Below are 23,439 nucleotides of genomic sequence, written 5' to 3' on the forward strand. Positions count from 1 at the left end.
GGAGTACCAGTTTGCAGATATGTAGACTGGTGCACTGCCATCGGGGGCAAGCCCCCTCCCACATTGGCCTCGCGTCGATATACTAGGCCCCGGTTTGCCCGCCTCGGGCTGGACAGGGATATCGACCATGCAATGGATTTTCACGCTGATTGGCCTGGTGCTCGGCTGGACGCTCGATGAGTCGTTCTACGATGCCGGCATCGGTGCGCTGCTGGGCCTGGGCATTGGCCAGGCGATTCGCCTGTCCAAGCTGGCGACTCAGGCAGACCAGCAGGCGCGTCAGTTGGAAACCACGCAAAAGGCGTTGATCGCGTTAGGTGATCGCCTGCGGCAGCTGGAAGTGCCCGCGCCGCCGAGCAATGCCATCGTCGAAACCCCTGAGCCCACACCCGTTGCCAAAGCGCCCGAGCTTGTCTGGGAGTTGCCTGTCGAACTCGCCCCTGTCGCAATGGTTGCCGAACCCAGCCAGCCGCTGCCGGCTGCCGTGTGGGCGCCCGCTCCAACCCCTCAACCGAAAGAACCCGCCATCCCCCGTGGCCCCAACCTGATCGAACGCGCCATCAGCGGCGCGCGCAATTGGCTGTTCGGCGGCAACACCGTGCTGCGGGTCGGCGTGGTGCTGTTGTTCCTCGGCCTGGCGTTCCTGTTGCGCTACGCCACCGAAGGGATGGTGGTGCCGATTGAATTGCGTTACGCCGGCGTTGCGGCGGCGGCCCTTGGTCTGCTCGGCCTGGGCTGGTGGCTGCGGTTGCGCAACAGCAACTACGGCCTGATGCTGCAAGGCACCGGGATCGCGGTGTTGTACCTCACGGTGTTTGCCGCGATGCGCCTGCACCCGTTGATCGACCCCGGCGCGGCGCTCGGCCTGCTGGTGGCGGTCACGCTGTTTTCGGCGATCCTGGCGATTACCCAGGATGCTTTGGGGTTGGCCTGTGCTGCCGCGCTCGGTGGTTTTGCCGCGCCGATCCTCACGTCCACCGGCGCCGGCAACCATGTGGCGCTGTTCAGCTACTTTGCCTTGCTCAATGCAGGGATTCTCGCCATCGCCTGGTTCAAGGCCTGGCGCCTGCTCAACCTGATCGGTTTTGTCGGCACCTTCGGCATCGGTTTTGCCTGGGGCATGCGCTCGTACACGCCGGAACTGTTGTGGAGCACCGAGCCGTTCCTGATTCTGTTTTTCCTGATGTACCTGGCCATCGGCCTGTTGTTCGCCCGGCGCAAACTGCTGGAAATGGGCGACGCGCCCGAGGGCCGTGCCGCGCTGCTGCGCTGGTCGGCATCCAAGGGTGATTATGTCGACGGCAGCATGCTGTTCGGCCCGCCGCTGGTGGGCTTTGGCTTGCAGTTCGCGCTGGTGCAGCACCTGGAATTTGCCGCCGCGTTCAGCGCCTTGGGCCTGGGGATTATCTACATGGGCCTGGCCCGCGTCCTCAGTGGCGGGCGTGCTTTGCTGCTGGCGGAAACCTGCCTGGCGCTGGGGGTGATCTTTGCCAGCCTGGCGATTCCGTTGGGCCTGGATGCACGCTGGACTGCCGCCGCCTGGGCGGTGGAGGGCGCGGGAATCTTCTGGCTCGGCCTGCGTCAGCAGCGTCCGTTGGCGCGGGCGTTTGGCCTGTTATTGCAGCTGGGTTCGGCGCTGGCGTTTCTCAGCGAATTGCGCGTCGGCGAACTCACGTTGCTCGAGGGCGCGCCGTTGGGCGCGTTGTTGCTCGGTGCGGCGTTGTTGTTCAGCTTCGACCAGTTGCGCAAGGCGTCCGCCGAGCAGGCATTGGATTGGGAGCGCAAAGGCCTGCCCGTGCTGGCGAGCCTGGGCCTGAGCTGTTTGTACCTGCTGGCGCCGCTGCTGTTGCTGACCCAGGGCACGGCCATCAGTTGGGCGATCGCCGGTCTGGTAACACTGTTTGTTGGCCTGCGCATCGGCTCGCGGACCTTCCTGTTTACTGCCTTCGCCGTGCAACTGCTGGGCGGCGCGTTGTTCCTGTTGCGCTTGCAGGGCGGTGACGGCGCGGCGGTGTTCAATGCCGGTTGGACTGGGTTGCTGACCGCTTCGCTGATCGGCCTGGCGCTGGTCGGCGGCATGCTGCTGGCGGCACGCGACGATATGGTGCGCGGCGATGTGCGCCTGCTGCGCGGGTTGTCGGTGGTCTTGCTGGCCGGGCTGGTGCTGATCAACCTCGCGGTGCTGTTCGTACTGCCGTGGGAAAGCGCGAGCGGCGTGTGGGCGGCCAGTGGGTTGTTGATCATCTGGCTGAGCCTGTACCTGCAACAGCGCGTCAGCTTTGTGTTCGGGTTGCTGCTGCAAGTGGTCGGCGGCGCCTCGTTCCTGGTGGCGGTGCCGGAGCTGCTGGGTCCGTTGAACGCCGAGGGTTTGCGCCCGCTGGCCCACAGCGGGTTCTGGACGCCGATGGTATTGGGCCTGGCCGCGCTGGTCGGCGCCTGGCGCTTGCAGCGTGAACCCCATGCGCCGGTGTTTGCCGTGTTGAAACTGCAGCGCCTGTCCGACGTACTGTTGGTGTGGGGCGCAGGCTGGTGGACGTTGGCCTTGGCGGGTGAAGTGTTGCGCTTTATCCCCAAAGAGTTGCTGGGCGAATGCCTGCTGGGCCTCACGGCGGTAAGCGTGGCGATGTGGGCGCTGGGCGCGGTTCGACTGCGCTGGGCCTCGCTGGGTGCGCTGTGCACCCTGCTGATGCCGGCGGTGGGCGTGGCGTTGCTAGTGTCTGCCAGCGCCTACTACCACCCGGCTGCGCACTTCGGCTGGTTGGCCTGGCTGGCGGTGTTTATCGTGCATTTCTTCTCGCTGCGACGTTTGGCGGCCGTGGTTCCGGGCAGGGCACTGAGCATCGCCCATGTGCTCGGTTGCTGGATGCTGATCGGCATTCTCGCACTGGAGCTACGTTACGGCCTGCTGCGGCTGTCGGCCGAATACAACGCCTGGCGCTGGCTGGGCTGGGCGATTCTGCCAAGCCTGTACCTGGTGCTGGCCGCTGCGCCGCGCACCTGGCCGTGGCCGGTGTCGGCGTATCCACGGGAATATCGCGTGTGGGCTGCGCTGCCGTTGGCGGTGCTGATGCTCGGGTGGTTCTGGCTGGCAACTATATTCAGCGACGGCACGGCCAAGCCGTTGCCCTATGTGCCGCTGGTTAACCCGCTGGACCTGGGCCTGCTGTTTGCGCTGCTGGGTGTGTACCTGCTGTCGCGCAGTGTGGCGCCGCAACGCGGGCCGCGTGCGGAGCTGCTCGCCCAGGGCGTCGCAGGCATTTCGTTGTTCGCGTTTTTTACCGCGCTGGTGATGCGCACTGCCCACCATTGGGGCGGCGTGCCGTTCCAGCTGGATGCGTTGCTTGAATCGATGCTGGTGCAGGCCGGCCTGTCGATTGTGTGGACCCTCATCGCGTTGGGCCTGATGATCGGCGGCCACCTGCGCCATCGTCGCGAAGTGTGGCTGATCGGTGCGGCGTTGATTGCGGTGGTGGTGGCCAAGCTGTTCTTTGTCGAGCTGAGCAACCGTGGCGGCCTGGCGCGGATCGTGTCGTTTATCGGCGTAGGCGGGCTGTTGCTGGTGGTGGGTTACTTTGCCCCGCTGCCGCCCAAGCGCGCCGAACCTGTGGTGGAAACTGAAGGAGCATCCTCTTGATCGGTAAGTTGAGCGTGGTTGTGCTGGGCCTGTGTGCGACGGGTGCGGTGTGGGCCCAGGAAGCGCCTGGCGACTTCACTTCCCAGGTGCCGCTGGCGGTGAGTGGCAGCGGGCCGTGGTATCGGCTGGAGTTGCCCTTGGCCGTGCAGTTGAGCGCGCGCCAGGCTGACCTCAGCGACGTGCGTGTATTCAACGCTGCCGGCGAGCCGCAGGCCTATGCGCTGTCGCGTCAGACGGCCCAGCGCACCGAAAGCCGCAACGTCACCGAGGTCAAGTGGTTCCCGCTGTATGCCGCCGACACCCAGCAAAGCCTGCCCGGTGTGGTGATGAAAGCCACCACCGAAGGCACCCTGGTGGAAATCAAACCGGCCACTGCGCCCAAGCCCGGCAAGCAAGTGCTGCGTGGCTGGGTGCTGGACGCCAGTGCGATCAAGGCGCCGTTGCAGCAACTGAGCCTCGACTGGAGCCACGAGCAGGAGGGCTTCCAGCGTTTCAGCATCGAAGCCAGCGATGACTTGCAGCACTGGCAATCCTGGGGCGATGGGCAAGTGGCGCGCCTGTCGTTTGCCGATGAGCGGGTGGAGCAACATGACGTCAGCCTGCCCGGGCGCTCGGCGCGCTACCTGCGTCTGGTGTGGCAAGGGCAGGCGGCGCCGTTGCTGACCTCGGCCAAACTGGCCAGCGCATCCAGCAGCAGCCTGCCGATGCCGCTGGTGTGGTCGCAGCCGCTGGCCGGTACGCGGCTCAAGGCGGGGGAGTACAGCTGGCAGTTGCCTGCGGGGCTGAATCTTGAGCGGCTGCGGGTTGAGCTGAAACAGCCGAACACGCTGGCGCCGGTGACGTTATCCGGGCGCCGGGACAGCAAGCAGGCCTGGCAGCCATTGAGCAATGGTTTGCTGTATCGCCTGAGCCAGAACGGCCAGGACGTAGTGCAGGATGAGTTGCAGCTGCCAGGGCAGGTCGTCACTGAACTCAAGTTGCAGGTGGACGAGCGGGGCGGTGGCCTGGGCGTTGACGCGCCGGCCCTGCGCTTTGCGGTGCGCGCCACGCAGTTGGTGTTCCTGGCGCGCGGTGAACCGCCGTTTACCCTGGCGTTGGGCAATGCCACCGTGAAGGCGGCGAACCTGCCGCTGGCGACCTTGATCCCCGGCTACAGCGCCGAGCGTCTTAACAGTGTCGGCCAGGCCAAGGTCGTGGGCGAGGTGGCGGCCAAGGCGCCTGTCGCCGTGGTGGCATCGGAGGCAGGTGCCGACTGGAAGAAACTCGGTCTATGGGCCGTGCTCCTGCTGGGTGTGGCGGCGCTGGGGGCCATGGCCTACAGTCTGTTGCGCAAACCGCAGGGCAAACCGTGAACTCTATTGGCGTTAAATCCTCTGATTAGAGGAAATCAGCCCCGACTCGCGCTAAACTGCGCGGGTTTTTAGCCCCCCATTCTCCGGAGCCTTCCATGTCCCGCGTTACCTTGAGTCGCTATTTGATTGAGCAGACCCGCAGCAACAACACGCCTGCCGATCTGCGCTTCCTTATCGAAGTGGTGGCGCGTGCCTGCAAGGAAATCAGCCACGCCGTGTCCAAAGGCGCGCTGGGTGGTGTCCTGGGCAGCATGGGCACAGAAAACGTGCAGGGCGAAGTGCAGAAGAAACTCGACGTGATCTCCAACGAGATCCTGCTCGAAGCCAACGAATGGGGCGGCCACTTGGCCGGCATGGCGTCCGAAGAAATGGACAATGCCTACCAGATCCCGGGCAAATACCCGAAAGGCGCCTACCTGCTGGTGTTCGACCCACTGGACGGCTCGTCCAACATCGACATCAACGCCCCGGTCGGCACCATCTTCTCGGTACTGCGTTGCCCGAACGAATACCTGAGCCAGAACGAAGCGCTGAACGAAAAGGCCTTCCTGCAGCCAGGTACCGAGCAGGTCGCTGCCGGTTACGCGATCTACGGCCCGCAGACCATGCTGGTGCTGACCCTGGGCGATGGCGTCAAAGGCTTCACCCTGGACCGCGAAATGGGCAGCTTCGTGCTCACCCACGAAGACATCACCATTCCTGCGTCGACCCAGGAATTTGCGATCAACATGTCCAACCAGCGTCACTGGGAAGAGCCGGTGACCCGCTACGTGGGCGAACTGATGGCCGGTGAAGAAGGCCCGTTGAAGAAGAACTTCAACATGCGCTGGGTGGCTGCGATGGTTGCCGACGTGCACCGCATCCTGACCCGTGGTGGCCTGTTCATGTACCCACGCGACAGCCGCGAGCCGTCCAAGCCGGGCAAGCTGCGCTTGATGTACGAAGCCAACCCGATGTCGTTCCTGGTTGAGCAGGCGGGCGGCGCGTCCACCGACGGCCACCAGCGCATCCTCGACATTCAGCCGGAAGGCCTGCACCAGCGTGTGGCTGTGTTCCTGGGCTCGAAGGAAGAAGTTGAGCGCGTAACGGCCTACCACAAGAAGTGACCCGTTGCGATAAGTGACCGGCGTTGTTGTGAGCCGGTTCACCCTTAAAGAAGCCCCGAAACGTTTCAGCGTTTTCGGGGCTTTTTTGTTTTTGTTCGTCGGGAACCAGACACCTCTTTTCCCTTCTAAGCTTCTGGCAGATACCCATGCTGCGTTGTCCCTCCAGGAGTTTTTCCATGTCGTTACGCCGTCTCGCTTTGCTGGCTTTTTGCGTGCTGTTGGCCGCTTGCAGCAAGGTCAACCAAGAAAACTACGCGAAGCTTTCGGCTGGCATGGCCAAGGCCGAGGTGGAATCGTTGCTGGGTAACCCGACCGATTGTTCCGGCGCGCTGGGTATGTCCAGCTGCACCTGGGGCGATAAAAACAGCTTTATCAGCGTTCAATATGCCGGTGACAAGGTTCTGATGTTTTCCGGGCAAGGCCTGAAGTAAACCGGGGCGAGAGCCTGCGGGAGAAGAAGAATGATGCGTTTTGTTTTGTTTCTTTGTGCCAGCCTGTTATTGGCGGGCTGTGCCAGCCATTCTGGCGATGATCTACAACCCAAGACCGCGAGCAACGTCAACCTCAAGCGTTACCAGGGCACCTGGTATGAGTTGGCCCGATTGCCGATGTATTTCCAGCGCAACTGCGCGCAGTCCGAAGCCCGTTACACCTTGTTGCCCGACGGCGACATGTCGGTGTTCAACCGCTGCCTGACCACCGAATGGAAGTGGGAAGAAGCCAAGGGCACGGCCACGCCGCAAGTGCCGGGCAAGACCGACAAGCTCTGGGTCGAATTCAATAACTGGTTCACGGCGCTGCTGCCAGGCGTTGCCAAGGGCGATTACTGGGTGCTGTACGTCAGCGATGATTACAAGACCGCGATCGTCGGCAGCCCGAGCCGGCGTTATATGTGGATTTTGTCGCGAACACCGACGGTGAGCGCCGACACCCGCGAAGACCTGCTGAGCAGGGCGCGGCAGCAGGGGTATGACACCACGCGGTTGATCTTCCGCACGTCAGACAAGCAGATGGCGAAGACTTCGCAGTAACCCTGGAGCACCACTGTTAGAAATGTGGGAGGGGGGGCTTGCCCCCTCCCACATTTTTTAACCGAGTAGATCCCTCAAGACCTGCGTAAACGCCCGGCCGCTGTCTTCTTCTCCGGCATGCTGCCCATCCCGCACCACCCATTTCCCGTTCACCAACACATCGCGCACTTGCCGATCGCCCCCGGCAAACAGCCAGCGATTGAGAATCCCATCCTCGGTTGCAGTCGCCAGGTACGGATCGTTGCCATCCAACACAATCCAATCCGCCCGCTTGCCCACTTCCAATCGACCAATCTTCTGGCCCAACGCCTGCGCGCCGCCGTCCAGCGCGGCATCGAACAACGTGCGCCCGACCATCGGCTGATCGCTGCGATACAGGCGATTGCGCCGCTGGTCGCGCAGGCGCTGGCCGTATTCCAGCCAGCGCAACTCCTCCACCACGCTCAGCGACACATGGCTGTCGGAACCGATACCCATGCGCCCACCTTGGGCGAGGAAATCCACCGCCGGGAAAATCCCGTCGCCCAGGTTGGCCTCGGTGGTCAGGCACAAACCGGCAATCGCACGGCTCCTGGCCATGCGCGTGACCTCGTCGGCATCCGCATGAGTGGCGTGCACCAGGCACCAGCGCTCATCCACTTCAACATTGTCATACAGCCATTGCAGGGGGCGCTTGCCGCTCCAGGCCAGGCAATCGTCGACTTCTTTTTGCTGCTCGGCGATATGGATGTGCACCGGGCAAGCCTTGTCACTGGCGGCCAGTACATCCGTGATCTGCTGCGGCGTGACGGCGCGCAGGGAGTGAAAACACAGGCCCAACTGCTGCGCCGGTTGCGCCGCGAGGATCGGTTGCAAGCGCGCTTGCAGGTCCAGGTAATTTTCCGTGCTGTTGATAAACCGCCGCTGGCCCTCATTGGGTGCCTGGCCGCCGAACCCTGCGTGGGTGTAGAGCACCGGCAGCAAGGTCAGGCCAATCCCGCTGCTGGCCGCCGCCTGGCTGATCTGGCGCGACAGCTCCGTACGGTCGGCGTAAGGCTGGCCGTTCGCGTCGTGGTGCACGTAGTGAAATTCGGCCACCGACGTGTAGCCGGCCTTGAGCATTTCGATATACAGCTGGCGCGCGATGACCTGCAATTGGTCCGGGCTGATCTTGCCGACCATGCGGTACATCAGGTCGCGCCAGGTCCAGAAACTGTCATTCGGGTTGCCGGCCACTTCGGCCAAGCCCGCCATCGCGCGCTGGAACGCATGGGAGTGCAGGTTCGGCATGCCCGCCAAAACCGGGCCTCTCAGCCGTTCGGCGCCATCTGCACTGGCATTCGGCTCAACGTGGGTCAGCAGCCCATCGGCGCTGACTTCAAAGCGTACATCGTTGGCCCATCCATTAGGCAGCAGTGCGCGTTCGGCAAAGAAAGCGGACATGATCAGAACACCCCGGTCGTGTGTTTATTTGTATATACATATACAGACGTTTGCCTGCTCGGTAAACTCCGGCAATCTATGCATCTTTTCCCCCTGCAAGGATTCCCTGTGCCGACTCCGCCTGCCAAGTCTTCGCTGGCTGCCCACATGGACGAAAGTCCGGCGCCCTTGTATGCCCGCGTCAAACAGATGATCAGCCAGCAGATCCTCAACGGCAACTGGCCGCCCCATTACCGCGTGCCGTCGGAGAGCGAACTGGTCAGCCAGCTGGGCTTCAGCCGCATGACCATCAACCGCGCCCTGCGCGAGCTCACCGCCGAAGGATTGCTGGTGCGCATGCAGGGCGTCGGCACTTTCGTCGCCGAGCCCAAGAGCCAGTCGGCGCTGTTTGAAGTGCACAACATTGCCGATGAGATTGCCTCGCGCGGCCACCGGCACACCTGCCAGGTGATCCACCTGGGCGAAGAGGCCGCCGGCTCCGAACGTGCCGTGGCCCTGGAAATGCGCGAAGGCGGGCGGGTGTTCCACTCGCTGATCGTGCATTTTGAAAACGACATTCCTGTGCAAATCGAAGACCGCTTCGTCAATGCGCTGGTCGCGCCGGAATACCTGCAACAGGATTTCACCCAGCAAACCCCGTATGCCTACCTCAACCAGGTCGCGCCGCTGACCGAAGGCGAGCACGTGGTTGAAGCGATTCTCGCCGACGCCGCCGAGTGCAAGCTGTTGCAGATCGAACCCAACGAGCCGTGCCTGTTGATTCGCCGACGCACCTGGTCGGGCCGCCAGCCGGTGACCGCCGCGCGTTTGATCCACCCCGGTTCCCGTCATAGCCTGGAAGGACGTTTCAGCAAATGAGTGCAGTGACAGTCTGGCGCGCCGCCGATTACGTGCGCATGCCGTGGAAAAATGGCAGCGGCAGCACTGAAGAAATCAGCCGTGATGCGGGCGACGGCCTGGACGGTTTTGGCTGGCGCCTGTCGATTGCCGACATCGCCGAATCGGGCGGTTTTTCCACCTTCGCCGGCTACCAGCGCGTGATCACCGTGATCAAAGGCGCGGGCATGGTGTTGACCGTGGATGGCGAAGAGCAGCGCGGCCTGTTGCCGCTGCAGCCGTTCGCATTCAAGGGTGACAGCCAGGTGTCGTGCCGCTTGATCACCGGGCCGATCCGCGACTTCAACCTGATCTACTCGCCGCAGCGTTACCACGCGCGGTTGCAGTGGGTGGATGGCGAGCAGCGGTTTTTCAGCTCGGCGCAGACGGTGCTGGTGTTCAGCGTGGCGGATGAGGTGAAGGTGCTGGGCGAGAAGCTTGGGCATCATGATTGCCTGCAGGTGGACGGTAACACTGGGCTTTTGGATCTCTCGGTATCCGGCCGCTGCTGCTTGATCGAACTGACCGCACGCGGTTAAAAAATGTGGGAGGGGGCTTGCCCCCGATGACGGTATGTCAGTGGCAAATGTGCTAGCTGACACACTGCTATCGGGGGCAAGCCCCCTCCCACATTGCTCTCCACTGTTCATAAAATCTGTTTCCAGTCTGCGCACCAATTTGTTACCGAATGCCCCAGCGTGGCGCAAAGCCAGGCTGTCGTGACAAACAGCTCTCGCTCCAAAACATCCCCAGAAGAAATTTCATCAAGCCTCGAAGCCTTAATTTCCAAGGCCTGGGCGCGCCTTCGAAAAAAATCTCAATACATGTCCAGCAAAGTTGGCCGCTTGATTGCATATGCTTGTACATACAAGTAAAGATGTGTGCGTAAGACTCTGCTTCGCATGCTTCGCACCATCCATGTTCGCGCATCGATCGCCGAGGAGTCCTAGCTGTGACCAAGCCTACCAAGTACCGTGACGTCGAAATCCGTGCTGCCCACGGTAACAAGCTCACCGCCAAAAGCTGGCTGACTGAAGCGCCGCTGCGCATGCTGATGAACAACCTCGACCCGCAAGTGGCCGAGAACCCGAAAGAATTGGTGGTGTACGGCGGTATCGGCCGTGCCGCGCGCAACTGGGAGTGCTACGACCAGATCGTCGAAAGCCTCACCAACCTGAACGACGACGAGACCCTGCTGGTGCAATCCGGCAAGCCGGTCGGCGTGTTCAAGACCCACAGCAATGCCCCGCGCGTGCTGATTGCCAACTCCAACCTGGTGCCGCACTGGGCCAGTTGGGAACACTTCAACGAACTGGATGCCAAGGGCCTGGCCATGTACGGCCAGATGACCGCCGGCAGCTGGATTTACATCGGCAGCCAGGGCATCGTCCAGGGTACTTACGAGACGTTTGTTGAAGCCGGTCGCCAGCATTACGATTCGAACCTCAAAGGCCGCTGGGTCCTCACCGCCGGCCTCGGCGGCATGGGCGGCGCACAGCCTTTGGCCGCCACTCTGGCCGGCGCGTGCTCGCTGAATATCGAGTGCCAGCAGGTCAGCATCGACTTCCGCCTGGCCAGCCGTTATGTCGACGAGCAAGCCACCGACCTCGACGACGCCCTGGCCCGTATCACCAAGTACACCCAGGACGGCAAGGCCATCTCCATCGCCCTGCTGGGTAACGCGGCCGAAATCCTGCCGGAACTGGTCAAGCGCGGCGTGCGCCCGGACATGGTCACCGACCAGACCAGCGCCCACGACCCACTCAACGGCTACCTGCCGGCCGGCTGGACCTGGGACGAATACCGCGCCCGCGCCAAGACCGAGCCGGCTGCCGTGATCAAGGCCGCCAAGCAGTCGATGGCCGTGCACGTCAAAGCCATGCTGGACTTCCAGAAGCAAGGCATCCCGACCTTCGACTACGGCAACAACATCCGCCAAATGGCCCAGGAAGAAGGCGTGGAAAACGCCTTCGACTTCCCGGGTTTCGTACCGGCGTATATCCGCCCGCTGTTCTGCCGTGGCATCGGCCCGTTCCGTTGGGCGGCGCTGTCCGGCGACCCGCAAGACATCTACAAGACCGACGCCAAAGTCAAAGAGCTGATCCCCGACGACGCCCACCTGCACAACTGGCTGGACATGGCGCGCGAGCGCATCAGCTTCCAGGGCCTGCCGGCGCGTATCTGCTGGGTTGGCCTGGGCCAGCGCGCCAAGCTCGGCCTGGCGTTCAACGAAATGGTGCGCAGCGGCGAGCTGTCGGCGCCGGTGGTGATCGGCCGTGACCACCTCGACTCCGGCTCGGTCGCCAGCCCCAACCGCGAAACCGAAGCCATGCAGGACGGTTCCGACGCCGTGTCCGACTGGCCGCTGCTCAACGCCCTGCTCAACACCGCCAGCGGCGCCACCTGGGTGTCGTTGCACCACGGTGGCGGCGTGGGCATGGGCTTCTCCCAGCACTCCGGGATGGTCATCGTGTGTGACGGTACCGACGAAGCGGCTGAGCGCATTGCCCGCGTGCTGCATAACGACCCGGCGACCGGGGTGATGCGTCACGCAGATGCCGGTTACCAGATCGCCATCGACTGCGCCAAAGAGCAGGGCCTGAATCTTCCGATGATCAAATAACGGTGTGGGAGGGGGCAAGTCGAATCGTCGCACCGCCCCTCCCACACTGAATCTGCGATGAACCTGTAAACAATCCATCAGAGGTTGAACACCCATGGCTGCAAACGACACCACCCCGTTGATCGAGAAACGTTCGATCGACTACATCCCGGAAGCGGAAAGACACGGTCGTCTATTGAGCCAGTTCACCCTGTGGCTGGGTGCCAACCTGCAGATCACTGCCATTGTCACCGGGGCTCTGGCCGTGGTGCTGGGCGGTGATGTGTTCTGGTCGTTGATCGGTCTGTTGATCGGCCAATTGATCGGCGGTGGTGTGATGGCATTGCACGCGGCGCAAGGGCCCAAGCTGGGCCTGCCGCAGATGATCTCCAGCCGGGTGCAGTTCGGTGTATACGGCGCGGCGATTCCGATCGTGCTGGTGTGCCTGATGTACCTGGGCTTCACCGCCACCGGCACGGTGCTGTCCGGCCAGGCGCTGGGCCAGTTGTTTGGGGTCAGCGACAGTGTCGGCATCCTGCTCTTCGCCAGCGTCATCGTGCTGGTCACGGTGTTGGGGTACCGGGTGATCCACTTCATCGGCCGGGTTGCCAGCGTCATTGGCGTGATTGCCTTCGTCTACCTGTTCAGCCGTTTGATGGGCCAGGCCGACGTCGGTGCACTCCTGCAAATTCGCCACTTCAGCTGGAGCAGCTTCCTGCTGGCGGTGTCGCTCGCGGCGTCCTGGCAGATCGCCTTCGGCCCTTACGTGGCGGACTACTCGCGCTACCTGCCGAGCACGACGTCTTCGGTGAAAACTTTCCTCGCCGCCGGTGCGGGTTCGGTGGTGGGCGCGCAGGTGGCGATGATCCTCGGCGTGTTCGCGGCGGCCATGTCCAACGGGCAATTTGCCGGTCACGAAGTTGCTTACATCGTCGGCCTGGGCGGTACGGGGGCTACGGCGGCGCTGCTGTATTTCAGCATTGCGTTCGGCAAGGTGACCATCTCCACGCTCAACTCCTACGGCAGCTTCATGTGCATCGCCACCATCATCAGTGGCTTTCGCGGTCGCCTGGAAGTCACGCGCATTCAACGCCTGGTGTTTGTGCTGGTGATTGTCGGCACGGCGACCCTGATCGCCTTGCTCGGCCAGCACTCGTTCCTGGGTGCGTTCAAGTCCTTCATCCTGTTCCTGCTGGCGTTTTTCACGCCCTGGAGCGCGATCAACCTGGTCGACTACTACTGCATCACCCGCGACCGCTATGACGTACCGGCGCTGGCCAACCCGAACGGCCGCTACGGCCGTTGGAACCCGGTCGGCATCAGCGTGTATGTGTTCGGCGTGCTGGTGCAGTTGCCGTTCATCTCCACCAAGTTCTACACCGGCCCTCTCGTGGCGGCCCTCGGCGATGTGGATATTTCCTGGATCATCGGCCTGGTGCTGCCCGCCGCGCTCTACTACTGGGCCGCGAAAACATGGCCGCGCACACACCCTGAACACCTGATCCTGCCGCCAGAGCAGGGCGTTGCACTGACGACAACAAACGGGCTGGCTGCACAGGCCTGATGGGACGTGGACAGGGCAGGATGCCTACTGACTGCCGTAATCCATTTCAAGATTGGGAGCGTCACAACAATGAAAATGCATAAGACCCTGATGGCCACCTTGCTCTCTGCGGGCGTATTGGCCAGTGCTGGCGCCCAGGCGGCAGGTTGGTGCGAGTCCGGCAAACCGGTGAAATTCGCAGGCTTGAACTGGGAAAGCGGCATGTTGCTCACCGACATCCTGCAAACCGTGTTGGAAAAAGGCTACGACTGCAAAACCGACAGCCTGCCGGGCAACTCCATCACCATGGAAAACGCCCTGAGCAGCAACGACATCCAAGTGTTTGCCGAAGAATGGGTAGGCCGCAGCGAAGTCTGGAACAAGGCCGAGAAGGCCGGCAAAGTCGTCGGCGTCGGCGCGCCGGTTGTTGGCGCGATCGAGGGCTGGTACGTGCCGCGTTATGTGATCGAAGGCGACGCCAAGCGCAAGCTGGAGCCCAAGGCCCCGGACCTGAAAACCATTGCCGACCTGGCCAAATACTCCGCGGTGTTCAAGGACCAGGAAGAACCGTCCAAGGGCCGTTTCTACAACTGCCCGGCCGGCTGGACCTGCGAGCTGGACAACAGCGAAATGCTGAAAAGCTACGGCCTGGAAAGCACCTACACCAACTTCCGCCCAGGCACCGGCCCGGCGCTGGATGCGGCGGTGCTGTCGAGCTACAAGCGTGGCGAGCCGATCCTGTTCTACTACTGGTCGCCAACCCCGCTGATGGGCCAGGTCGACCTGGTCAAGCTGGAAGAAAAACCCGGCGTGGATAAAAGCGTGAGCATCAAGGTTGGCCTGTCCAAGACCTTCCACGAGCAAGCGCCGGAGCTGGTGGCCGTGCTGGAAAAGGTCAACCTGCCCATCGACCTGCTGAACCAGAACCTGGGCCGCATGGCCAAGGAGCGAATTGAGTCGCCGAAGCTGGCGAAAATTTTCCTCAAGGAACATCCTGAAGTCTGGCACGCCTGGGTGAGCGAAGACGCAGCCAAGAAAATCGACGCGGCCTTGTAGGTCAAGTGTGCCCGGCTACCCTTTGGGGCTAGCCGGGCGCCTGGCCTCAACCCACTGGATCGAGAGCACGCTATGTTTCCTGAGAGTTTTACGTTTTCCATTGCCGACTGGGTCAACGGTTGGGTGGATTCGCTGGTCACCAACTACGGGGATGTGTTCCGGCACATCTCCGACACCCTGTTGTGGGCCATCGTCAACCTGGAAGGGTTGCTGCGCGCGGCGCCCTGGTGGCTGATGCTGGCCATCGTCGGCGGCGTTGCCTGGCACGCCACCCGCAAAGTCGTGACCACGGCAGTGATCGTCGGTCTGTTGTTCCTCGTCGGTGCGGTTGGCTTGTGGGACAAGCTGATGCAAACCCTGGCGCTGATGATGGTCGCCACGGTGATCTCGGTGCTCATCGGCATTCCCCTGGGCATCCTCTCGGCCCGCAGCAATCGCCTGCGCTCGGTGCTGATGCCGCTGCTCGACATCATGCAAACCATGCCCAGCTTCGTGTACCTGATTCCGGTGCTGATGCTGTTCGGCCTGGGCAAGGTCCCGGCGATTTTCGCCACGGTGATCTACGCCGCGCCGCCGCTGATTCGTCTCACAGACCTGGGCATTCGCCAGGTCGACGGCGAAGTCATGGAAGCCATCAACGCCTTTGGCGCCAACCGCTGGCAGCAACTGTTCGGTGTGCAACTGCCGCTGGCGCTGCCTAGCATCATGGCTGGCATCAACCAGACCACCATGATGGCGCTGTCGATGGTGGTGATCGCCTCGATGATCGGTGCCCGTGGCCTGGGTGAAGACGTGCTCGTTGGTATCCAGACCCTCAACGTCGGCCGAGGCCTGGAAGCCGGGTTGGCGATCGTGATTCTCGCAGTGGTCATCGACCGCATAACCCAGGCCTATGGTCGTCCACGGCATGAGGCGAGCAAATGACTACTGTCAGCAAAATCGAAGTTAAAAACGTCTTCAAGATTTTTGGCGCGCGTTCCAAGGACGCGTTGGCCATGGTCGGCCAGGGCAAGACCAAGGACCAGGTGCTGGCCGAAACCGGCTGCGTGGTCGGCGTGAACGATCTGTCCCTGAGCATCGGCACTGGCGAAATTTTCGTGATCATGGGCCTCTCGGGCTCGGGCAAATCCACGCTGGTGCGCCACTTCAACCGCCTGATCGACCCCACCAGCGGCGCGATCCTGGTGGACGGCGAAGACATCCTGCAACTGGACATGGAAGCTCTGCGCCAATTCCGTCGGCACAAGATCAGCATGGTGTTCCAGAGCTTCGGCCTGTTGCCCCACAAGAGCGTGCTCGACAACGTCGCCTACGGCCTCAAGGTGCGTGGCGAAACCAAACAGGTGTGCGCCGAACGCGCGCTGCACTGGATCGAAACCGTGGGCCTCAAGGGCTACGAAAACAAATACCCGCACCAGCTTTCCGGTGGCATGCGCCAGCGCGTCGGCCTGGCCCGCGCCTTGGCCGCCGACACCGACATCATCCTGATGGACGAAGCCTTCAGCGCCCTCGACCCGCTGATCCGCGCCGAGATGCAGGACCAGTTGCTGGAGCTGCAAAAGACGCTGCACAAGACCATCGTGTTCATCACCCACGACCTCGACGAGGCCGTGCGCATCGGCAACCGCATTGCGATCCTCAAGGACGGCAAGCTGATCCAGGTCGGCACGCCGCGGGAGATCCTGCATTCGCCGGCGGATGAGTATGTGGACCGGTTTGTTCAGCGGCGGGCGGCGGTGGTCTGACGGGCCTCATCGGGGGCAAGCCCCCTCCCACACTTGAATGTATTCACAGATCAAAATGTGGGAGGGGGCTTGCCCCCCATAGGGCCAGTGAAGCTGCCCAAGAATTAAAGAAGGTATGAAGATGTCCCAGGCAACAAAAATCACCATCGCCGACACCCCAATGCGCTGGCAGGACGTAGTCGCCGTCGCCCGCCACAGCGCAGTGCTCGAACTCTCCGGCCACGCCTGGGCACGCATCGACAATGCCCAAGCCATCGTGCAGCGCATCGTCACCAGCGGCGAACGCGCCTATGGCGTAAACACCGGCCTGGGCGCGCTGTGCAATGTGTCGCTTGCGGGCGAGCAACTCAGCCAGCTGTCGCGCAATACCCTGCTGAGCCACGCCTGCGGCGTCGGCCCGGTGCTGAGCGACGAGCAGACCCGCGCGATCATCTGCGCCGCCATCATCAACTACAGCCACGGCAAATCCGGCCTGCACCCGCAGGTGGTGCACGCGTTGCTGGCGCTGCTCAACCACGGCATCACGCCGCAAGTGCCGTCCCAGGGTTCGGTGGGTTACCTGACCCATATGGCCCACGTCGGCGTGGCACTTCTGGGCGTCGGCAACGTCAGCTATCGCGGCCAGATTGTGCCGGCACAACAGGCCCTGAGCGAAGAAGGTTTGCAGCCCGTGGTACTCGGTGCCAAAGACGGCCTGTGCCTGGTCAACGGCACGCCGTGCATGACCGGCCTGAGTTGTCTGGCCCTGGCCGATGCCCACCACTTGCTGCAATGGGCCGACGTGATCGGCGCCATGAGTTTCGAGGCCCAGCGTGGCCAGATCGACGCCTTCGACGAAACCATCATCGCCCTCAAACTGCACCCGGGCATGCAGCACGTGGGCATCAACCTGCGCGCATTGCTCGACGGCAGTGAAGTGATCGCCAGCAGCAAAGGCATCCGCACCCAGGACGCCTTGAGCATCCGCTCGATCCCGCAGATCCACGGCGCGGCGCGCGACCAGGTGGAACACGCCACACGCCAGATCGAAACCGAACTCAACAGCGCCACCGACAACCCGCTGGTGCTCGGCACGCCGGACCACTACCGCGTGGTGTCCCAGGCCAACCCGCACGGCCAGTCCGTGGCGCTGGCCGCCGACATGCTCGCCATCGCCATGGCCGAAATCGGCTCGGTGGCCGAGCGCCGCCTGGACCGCCTGATCAACCCGCACGTCAGCGGCTTGCCGGCGTTCCTGGTGAGCAACCCCGGGGTCAACTCCGGGATGATGATCGTGCAGTACGTCGCCGCCTCGCTGTGTGGGCAAAACCGCCAACTGGCGCAACCGGCGGTGCTCGACAATTTCGTCACCTCGGGCCTGCAGGAAGACCACCTGAGCATGGGCACCAACGCCGCGCTCAAGCTTCACCAGTTGCTGGCCAACGTCACGCAGATTCTCGCCATCGAGTACCTGCTGGCGGCCCAGGCATTTGAATTCTTGAAGGCGCAGCGCTTCGGCGCCGGTACCGAAAAAGCCTGGCGACTGCTGCGTGAAGTGGTCCCCGCGTATGAACAGGACCGCTGGCTGGCGCCAGACATCGCGAGCGCCGCCGCGTTGCTCAAGGACACTGCTTTGCTGCACTCAGCCATCCCCCATTTGCACTAATAATTCAAAGGAGCATGAACGTGACTGTGCTAAACCTGATTCCAGGCCAACTGAGCCTCGCCCAACTGCGGGCCATCTACCAGCAGCCGGTAACCCTCAGCCTGGATGCCAGCGCCTCGGCGCAGATCGAAGCCAGCGTGGCCTGCGTGGAGCAGATTCTCGCCGAGAACCGCACCGCCTACGGCATCAACACCGGTTTCGGCCTGCTGGCCTCGACCCGTATCGCCAGCGTTGACCTGGAAAACCTCCAGCGTTCCCTGGTGCTGTCCCATGCCGCCGGCGTCGGTGAGCCGATCAGCGATGCGCTGGTGCGGCTGGTCATGGTGCTCAAGGTCAACAGCCTGAGCCGTGGTTTCTCGGGGATTCGCCGCCAGGTGATCGACGCGCTGATCGCGCTGATCAACGCCGAGGTCTACCCGCACATTCCGTTGAAAGGCTCCGTTGGCGCTTCCGGTGATTTGGCGCCGTTGGCGCACATGTCCCTGGTGCTGCTGGGCGAAGGCAAGGCGCGCTACAAGGGCGAATGGCTGCAAGCCACCGAGGCGCTGAAAGTCGCCGGCCTCACGCCGCTGACCCTCGCCGCCAAAGAAGGCCTGGCGCTGCTCAACGGCACCCAGGTATCCACCGCCTACGCCTTGCGTGGCCTGTTTGAAGGTGAAGACTTGTTCGCCGGCGCGCTGGTGTGCGGCGGCCTGACCGTGGAAGCCGTGCTCGGCTCGCGCTCGCCGTTCGACGCGCGTATTCATGCGGCGCGCGGCCAGCGTGGGCAGATCGACTCGGCGGCGGCTTATCGCGACCTGCTCGGCGACAGCAGCCAGGTGTCGCAGTCGCACCAGAACTGCGACAAGGTGCAAGACCCGTACTCCCTGCGTTGCCAGCCGCAAGTCATGGGCGCCTGCCTGACCCAGTTCCGCCAGGCCGCCGAGGTGCTGGTGGTAGAGGCCAACGCCGTGTCGGATAACCCGCTGGTGTTTGCCGCCGAAGGTGATGTGATTTCCGGCGGCAACTTCCACGCCGAACCGGTGGCCATGGCCGCCGACAACATGGCCCTGGCCATCGCCGAAATCGGCTCCCTGAGCGAGCGGCGTATTTCGTTGATGATGGACAAGCACATGTCGCAATTGCCGCCGTTCCTGGTGGGCAATGGCGGGGTCAACTCAGGTTTCATGATCGCCCAGGTCACCGCCGCCGCGCTCGCCAGCGAGAACAAGGCGCTGGCCCATCCCCATAGCGTCGACAGCCTGCCGACCTCGGCCAACCAGGAAGACCACGTGTCGATGGCCCCGGCTGCCGGCAAGCGCCTGTGGGAAATGGCTGAAAACACCCGTGGCATTCTCGCCGTGGAATGGCTGGCCGCGTGCCAGGGCCTGGACCTGCGCGAAGGCCTGAAAACCTCGCCCAAGCTGGAACAGGCACGCGCCACCCTGCGCGGCAAAGTGGCGTTCTACGACAAGGACCGCTTCTTCGCCCCGGACATCATCGCCGCCACTGACCTGCTGGCCAGCCGCTGCCTGAATGAACTGGCGCCGGCCGAGCTGCTGCCAAGCCTGTAACCGAGGAGGGTGGGATGAAAACGCTTTGGCAACACTGCCACGTCGCAACCATGGCCCAGGGCAAGTACTCGATCATCGAGGATGCCGCGCTGGTCACGGCGGGTTCGTTGATCGAGTGGATCGGCCCGCGCAGCCAGGTGCCTGCGGCGGACTACGCCCAGGTGCACGACCTGCAAGGCGCGTGGGTGACCCCCGGGCTGATCGACTGCCACACGCACACGGTGTTCGGTGGCAACCGCAGCGGCGAATTCGAGCAACGCCTTGAAGGCGTGAGCTATGCCGAAATCGCTGCCAAGGGTGGTGGTATTGCCAGCACCGTGCGCGCCACCCGCGCGGCCAGCGAAGATGAACTGTTTGCCAGCGCCGAGAAGCGCCTGCGCAGCTTGCTGCGCGACGGCGTGACCACGGTGGAGATCAAATCCGGCTACGGCCTGGACCTGGCCAACGAACGCAAGATGCTGCGCGTGGCGCGGCGCCTGGGCGAAGCGCTGCCGGTCAGCGTGCGCGCCACGTGCCTGGCGGCCCACGCGCTGCCGCCGGAGTACAAGGACCGCGCCGACGACTACATCGAGCACATCTGCACCGAGATGCTGCCGGCGCTGGCGGCGGAAGGCCTGGTGGATGCGGTGGATGCTTTCTGCGAATACCTGGCGTTTTCTACCGAGCAGGTTGAGCGCGTGTTCAAGGTCGCCCAGCAACTTGGCCTGCCGGTGAAGCTGCACGCCGAGCAGCTGTCGTCGCTGCATGGCTCAAGCCTGGCCGCGCGGTACCACGCGCTGTCGGCCGACCACCTGGAATTCATGACCGAAGACGACGCCATTGCCATGGCCGCGTCCGGCACCGTCGCCGTATTGCTGCCGGGCGCGTTCTACTTTCTGCGCGAAACCCAATTGCCGCCGATGGACGCCCTGCGCAAGCACGGGGTGAAAATCGCCATCGCCAGCGACCTCAACCCCGGCACCTCGCCGGCCTTGTCGGTGCGCCTGATGCTGAACATGGCCTGCACCCTGTTCCGCATGACCCCGGAAGAAGCCCTGGCCGGCGCCACGCAACACGCGGCCACCGCCCTGGGCATGGGCGACACCCATGGTTCACTGGAAGTGGGCAAGGTCGCCGATTTTGTCGCCTGGCAGATCGACCGCCCGGCCGACCTGGCCTACTGGCTGGGTGGCGAGCTGGATAAACGCGTCGTGCGCCACGGCGTCGACGTCACCGTATAAGGAGCACCGTTGTGGATAAGGTTCTGAACTTCAAACAAGGCCGCGTGCCGCTGCTGATCAGCATGCCCCACGCCGGCCTGCGCCTGACGCCTGCGGTGGAGGCCGGGTTGATCCCCGAGGCACAAAGCCTGCCAGACACCGACTGGCACATTCCGGCGTTGTATGACTTTGCCGAAGAACTCGGTGCCAGCACCTTGTCGGCCGAGTACTCGCGGTTTGTCATCGACCTTAACCGGCCTTCGGACGACCAGCCGCTGTATGCCGGCGCGACCACCGGGCTGTACCCGGCGACGCTGTTCGACGGCGTGCCCTTGTTTCGCGAAGGGCTGGAGCCGAGCGAGACCGAGCGCGCCAGCTACCTGCAAAAAATCTGGGGCCCTTACCACCGCGCGCTGCAAGAAGAACTCGCGCGGCTCAAGGCCGAGTTCGGCTACGCGCTGCTGTTTGACGCGCACTCGATCCGCTCGGTGATCCCGCACCTGTTCGACGGCAAGCTGCCGGATTTCAACCTCGGCACCTTCAATGGCGCTGCCTGTGATCCGGAATTGGCCAGCCAGCTGGAAGCCATCTGCGCGGCGCATCCGCAGTACAGCCACGTGCTGAACGGGCGGTTCAAGGGCGGCCATATCACCCGGCATTACGGCGACCCCGCGCAGGATATTCATGCGGTGCAGCTCGAGCTGTGCCAGAGCGCGTATATGGAAGAGGTTGAGCCGTTTCGTTATCGGCCGGATTTGGCCGAGCCGACGCGGGTGGTGTTGAAGCAGTTGCTGGAGGGGTTGCTTGCCTGGGGGCAGGGCCATTACCGGTAGTTTGGTGTCGAAGCTGTAAAAAGCCAGACTCAAACCTTAAGAATCTACACCGGACAAATGGGGGAGCGGGCTTGCTCGCGAAAGCGCTTTGTCAGTCAGCATATCTGGCGACTGGCTCAGCGCATTCGCGAGCAAGCCCGCTCCCACCTATTGGTCGCCGTTGTCAGAAATAGTGCACATGTTCTGCTTTCTCCACAGCTCGTTGCCCATCTCCTGGATCACCTGAGGAGCGAACTACTGACACAGCTCTAAGCGCTCAAGGACATGCTCATTGCACAATTCGGGTTTATAGTGCCAGACGGCAAAATAAAAGACGTCCCCCCAGGGATGAACCCGACCCCCTACGGAGCGCGCAATGCAGACTTGGTACCCGCAGATCAAACCCTACGCCCGGCACGATCTGGCCGTCGATGACACCCACACGCTGTATGTCGATGAAAGTGGCTCCCCCGAAGGTTTGCCCGTTGTCTTCATCCACGGCGGCCCCGGCGCCGGTTGCGACGCCCAGAGCCGCTGCTATTTCGACCCGAACCTGTACCGCATCGTCACCTTCGATCAGCGTGGCTGCGGGCGCTCCACCCCGCGCGCGAGCCTGGAAAACAACACCACCTGGGACCTGGTTGCCGACCTTGAGCGCATCCGCGAGCACCTGGGCATCGACAAATGGGTGCTGTTCGGCGGCTCCTGGGGTTCGACCCTGGCCCTGGCCTACGCGCAAACCCACCCCGAGCGCGTGCATGGGCTGATCGTGCGTGGCATTTTCCTCGCTCGCCCGCAGGACATTCACTGGTTCTACCAGGAAGGCGCGAGCCGTCTGTTCCCGGACTACTGGCAGGATTACATCGCGCCGATCCCGGCAGACGAGCGCCACGACATGATCGCCGCTTACCACAAGCGCCTCACCGGCAACGACCAGATCGCCCAGATGCACGCGGCCAAGGCCTGGTCCGGCTGGGAAGGTCGCATGCTCGGCCTGTGCCCGAGCCCGCAGCACGTGGAGCGGTTTTCCGAGCCGCAGCGCGCGCTGTCCATCGCGCGCATCGAGTGCCACTACTTCACCAACAACTCCTTCCTGGAGCCCAACCAGCTGATTCGCGACATGCACAAGATCGCCCATCTGCCTGGCGTAATCATTCACGGGCGCTACGATATGATCTGCCCGCTGGATAACGCCTGGGAGCTGCATCAGGCGTGGCCCAACAGCGAACTGCAAGTGATCCGCGAGGCGGGCCACGCGGCTTCCGAGCCCGGCATTACCGACGCACTGGTGCGCGCGACCGGCGAAATGGCACGGCGCCTGCTTGATCTGCCGCCAGAAGAAGCATGAAGGGCCTGTTGCAGCGGGTGCGTGGCGCCCGGGTCGAGGTAGACGGCGAAGTGGTGGGGGCGATTGACCAGGGTTTGCTGGTGCTGGTGGCCGTCGAGCCCTCCGATACGCCCGAGAGCGCCGACAAACTGCTGCACAAGCTGTTTAACTACCGGGTGTTCAGCGACGACGAGGGCAAGATGAACCTGTCGTTGAAGGATATTGGCGGGGGGCTGCTGCTGGTGTCGCAGTTCACCCTGGCGGCGGATACCAAGAGCGGGCTGCGGCCGAGCTTCTCCACAGCGGCGCCACCGGCCCTGGGAGCAACGCTATTTGATCACTTGTTGTTACAAGCGCAACAATTGCATGGCAAGGTGGCGTCGGGGCGTTTTGGCGCCGATATGCAGGTGCATTTGGTCAATGATGGCCCTGTGACCTTCCTCTTACAGACATGAATGTATTAAAAACGACTTTAATGCCTAAAAACGCAGGGTTTCGCTACAAATACTTCGTTGTCCCTGATGCGTTGTCTCGCG

At 63.0% G+C, this 23,439-nt stretch carries 19 protein-coding genes; 18 read left to right on the forward strand and 1 reads right to left on the reverse strand.

Annotated elements, in window-relative coordinates:
* Positions 1 to 127 precede the first annotated feature (127 nt).
* The 5 genes from AC0IYH_RS08505 to AC0IYH_RS08525 all read left to right on the forward strand — a co-directional run bounded on the left by AC0IYH_RS08505 (position 128) and on the right by AC0IYH_RS08525 (position 7,123).
* The gene (locus AC0IYH_RS08505; protein ID WP_471833841.1) at positions 128 to 3,634 is read left to right on the forward strand and encodes a DUF2339 domain-containing protein; all 3,507 of its coding nucleotides are present in this window, start codon (positions 128 to 130) and stop codon (positions 3,632 to 3,634) included.
* Positions 3,634 to 4,986, forward strand: coding sequence for a DUF3999 domain-containing protein (locus tag AC0IYH_RS08510; protein ID WP_471833892.1), 1,353 nt, complete (start codon positions 3,634 to 3,636; stop codon positions 4,984 to 4,986). The genes AC0IYH_RS08505 and AC0IYH_RS08510 overlap by 1 nt, the downstream gene beginning before the upstream one ends.
* A gap of 95 nt (positions 4,987 to 5,081) precedes the next feature.
* Positions 5,082 to 6,092 carry a class 1 fructose-bisphosphatase gene (locus AC0IYH_RS08515; protein ID WP_003237460.1) on the forward strand — a complete coding sequence of 337 codons (1,011 nt, stop codon included), beginning with the start codon at positions 5,082 to 5,084 and terminating at the stop codon, positions 6,090 to 6,092.
* A gap of 176 nt (positions 6,093 to 6,268) precedes the next feature.
* Positions 6,269 to 6,523, forward strand: a complete 255-nt coding sequence (locus tag AC0IYH_RS08520) for a hypothetical protein (RefSeq protein ID WP_116627491.1) — start codon at positions 6,269 to 6,271, stop codon at positions 6,521 to 6,523.
* Positions 6,524 to 6,553: 30 nt separating this feature from the next.
* Positions 6,554 to 7,123, forward strand: coding sequence for a lipocalin family protein (locus AC0IYH_RS08525; protein WP_116627490.1), 570 nt, complete (start codon positions 6,554 to 6,556; stop codon positions 7,121 to 7,123).
* A gap of 57 nt (positions 7,124 to 7,180) precedes the next feature.
* On the opposite strand, the gene AC0IYH_RS08530 is transcribed toward AC0IYH_RS08525, so the two are convergent.
* A complete protein-coding gene (locus AC0IYH_RS08530; RefSeq protein WP_471833844.1) occupies positions 7,181 to 8,545 on the reverse strand; it encodes a formimidoylglutamate deiminase in 1,365 nt (454 codons plus the stop codon).
* Positions 8,546 to 8,692: 147 nt separating this feature from the next.
* Here AC0IYH_RS08530 and hutC point away from each other — a divergent pair, with 147 nt between their 5' ends.
* From hutC to dtd, 13 genes are all read left to right on the forward strand, one after another.
* Positions 8,693 to 9,403 (forward strand): histidine utilization repressor, encoded by a 711-nt coding sequence (hutC, locus tag AC0IYH_RS08535; protein ID WP_241092364.1) that lies wholly within the window; start codon positions 8,693 to 8,695, stop codon positions 9,401 to 9,403.
* Positions 9,400 to 9,960: a HutD/Ves family protein gene (locus AC0IYH_RS08540; RefSeq protein WP_471833846.1), complete on the forward strand. Its 561-nt coding sequence runs from the start codon at positions 9,400 to 9,402 to the stop codon at positions 9,958 to 9,960. The genes hutC and AC0IYH_RS08540 overlap by 4 nt, the downstream gene beginning before the upstream one ends.
* A gap of 413 nt (positions 9,961 to 10,373) precedes the next feature.
* Entirely contained in the window at positions 10,374 to 12,044 is a 1,671-nt protein-coding gene (gene hutU, locus AC0IYH_RS08545) for a urocanate hydratase (protein WP_471833848.1), read from the forward strand.
* Between the two features lie 94 nt (positions 12,045 to 12,138).
* Positions 12,139 to 13,587 (forward strand): purine-cytosine permease family protein, encoded by a 1,449-nt coding sequence (locus AC0IYH_RS08550; protein WP_122774883.1) that lies wholly within the window; start codon positions 12,139 to 12,141, stop codon positions 13,585 to 13,587.
* 69 nt (positions 13,588 to 13,656) lie between these two features.
* Positions 13,657 to 14,622: an ABC transporter substrate-binding protein gene (locus AC0IYH_RS08555; RefSeq protein WP_471833850.1), complete on the forward strand. Its 966-nt coding sequence runs from the start codon at positions 13,657 to 13,659 to the stop codon at positions 14,620 to 14,622.
* Positions 14,623 to 14,694: 72 nt separating this feature from the next.
* Positions 14,695 to 15,546 carry an ABC transporter permease gene (locus AC0IYH_RS08560; RefSeq protein ID WP_028615386.1) on the forward strand — a complete coding sequence of 284 codons (852 nt, stop codon included), beginning with the start codon at positions 14,695 to 14,697 and terminating at the stop codon, positions 15,544 to 15,546.
* A complete protein-coding gene (locus AC0IYH_RS08565; RefSeq protein WP_005783958.1) occupies positions 15,543 to 16,367 on the forward strand; it encodes a quaternary amine ABC transporter ATP-binding protein in 825 nt (274 codons plus the stop codon). The genes AC0IYH_RS08560 and AC0IYH_RS08565 overlap by 4 nt, the downstream gene beginning before the upstream one ends.
* A 121-nt stretch (positions 16,368 to 16,488) precedes the next feature.
* Positions 16,489 to 18,012, forward strand: coding sequence for an HAL/PAL/TAL family ammonia-lyase (locus AC0IYH_RS08570; RefSeq protein ID WP_471833852.1), 1,524 nt, complete (start codon positions 16,489 to 16,491; stop codon positions 18,010 to 18,012).
* A 14-nt stretch (positions 18,013 to 18,026) separates the two neighbouring features.
* The gene (hutH, locus tag AC0IYH_RS08575) at positions 18,027 to 19,565 is read left to right on the forward strand and encodes a histidine ammonia-lyase (RefSeq protein ID WP_471833854.1); all 1,539 of its coding nucleotides are present in this window, start codon (positions 18,027 to 18,029) and stop codon (positions 19,563 to 19,565) included.
* Between the two features lie 14 nt (positions 19,566 to 19,579).
* A complete protein-coding gene (gene hutI, locus AC0IYH_RS08580; protein ID WP_116627480.1) occupies positions 19,580 to 20,785 on the forward strand; it encodes an imidazolonepropionase in 1,206 nt (401 codons plus the stop codon).
* A gap of 11 nt (positions 20,786 to 20,796) precedes the next feature.
* A complete protein-coding gene (gene hutG, locus AC0IYH_RS08585) occupies positions 20,797 to 21,597 on the forward strand; it encodes an N-formylglutamate deformylase (RefSeq protein WP_471833856.1) in 801 nt (266 codons plus the stop codon).
* 355 nt (positions 21,598 to 21,952) lie between these two features.
* Entirely contained in the window at positions 21,953 to 22,924 is a 972-nt protein-coding gene (pip, locus tag AC0IYH_RS08590) for a prolyl aminopeptidase (protein ID WP_116627476.1), read from the forward strand.
* Complete coding sequence (gene dtd / locus AC0IYH_RS08595) at positions 22,921 to 23,358, forward strand: D-aminoacyl-tRNA deacylase (RefSeq protein WP_471833858.1); 438 nt, start codon at positions 22,921 to 22,923, stop codon at positions 23,356 to 23,358. Before pip ends, dtd begins: the two co-directional genes overlap by 4 nt.
* Positions 23,359 to 23,439 lie beyond the last annotated feature (81 nt).

The sequence above is a fragment of the Pseudomonas sp. AC463 genome, from assembly GCF_979253585.1.

Coding starts and splice junctions, on each gene's coding strand:
- AC0IYH_RS08520 (WP_116627491.1), top strand. CDS start 6,269: ATGTCGTTACGCCGTCTCGCTTTGCTGGCTTTTTGCGTGCTGTTGGCC.
- pip (WP_116627476.1), top strand. CDS start 21,953: ATGCAGACTTGGTACCCGCAGATCAAACCCTACGCCCGGCACGATCTG.
- dtd (WP_471833858.1), top strand. CDS start 22,921: ATGAAGGGCCTGTTGCAGCGGGTGCGTGGCGCCCGGGTCGAGGTAGAC.
- hutC (WP_241092364.1), top strand. CDS start 8,693: ATGGACGAAAGTCCGGCGCCCTTGTATGCCCGCGTCAAACAGATGATC.
- AC0IYH_RS08550 (WP_122774883.1), top strand. CDS start 12,139: ATGGCTGCAAACGACACCACCCCGTTGATCGAGAAACGTTCGATCGAC.
- AC0IYH_RS08555 (WP_471833850.1), top strand. CDS start 13,657: ATGAAAATGCATAAGACCCTGATGGCCACCTTGCTCTCTGCGGGCGTA.
- AC0IYH_RS08565 (WP_005783958.1), top strand. CDS start 15,543: ATGACTACTGTCAGCAAAATCGAAGTTAAAAACGTCTTCAAGATTTTT.
- AC0IYH_RS08560 (WP_028615386.1), top strand. CDS start 14,695: ATGTTTCCTGAGAGTTTTACGTTTTCCATTGCCGACTGGGTCAACGGT.
- AC0IYH_RS08530 (WP_471833844.1), bottom strand. CDS start 8,545: ATGTCCGCTTTCTTTGCCGAACGCGCACTGCTGCCTAATGGATGGGCC.
- AC0IYH_RS08525 (WP_116627490.1), top strand. CDS start 6,554: ATGATGCGTTTTGTTTTGTTTCTTTGTGCCAGCCTGTTATTGGCGGGC.
- AC0IYH_RS08515 (WP_003237460.1), top strand. CDS start 5,082: ATGTCCCGCGTTACCTTGAGTCGCTATTTGATTGAGCAGACCCGCAGC.
- AC0IYH_RS08540 (WP_471833846.1), top strand. CDS start 9,400: ATGAGTGCAGTGACAGTCTGGCGCGCCGCCGATTACGTGCGCATGCCG.
- AC0IYH_RS08505 (WP_471833841.1), top strand. CDS start 128: ATGCAATGGATTTTCACGCTGATTGGCCTGGTGCTCGGCTGGACGCTC.
- hutI (WP_116627480.1), top strand. CDS start 19,580: ATGAAAACGCTTTGGCAACACTGCCACGTCGCAACCATGGCCCAGGGC.
- AC0IYH_RS08570 (WP_471833852.1), top strand. CDS start 16,489: ATGTCCCAGGCAACAAAAATCACCATCGCCGACACCCCAATGCGCTGG.
- hutH (WP_471833854.1), top strand. CDS start 18,027: ATGAACGTGACTGTGCTAAACCTGATTCCAGGCCAACTGAGCCTCGCC.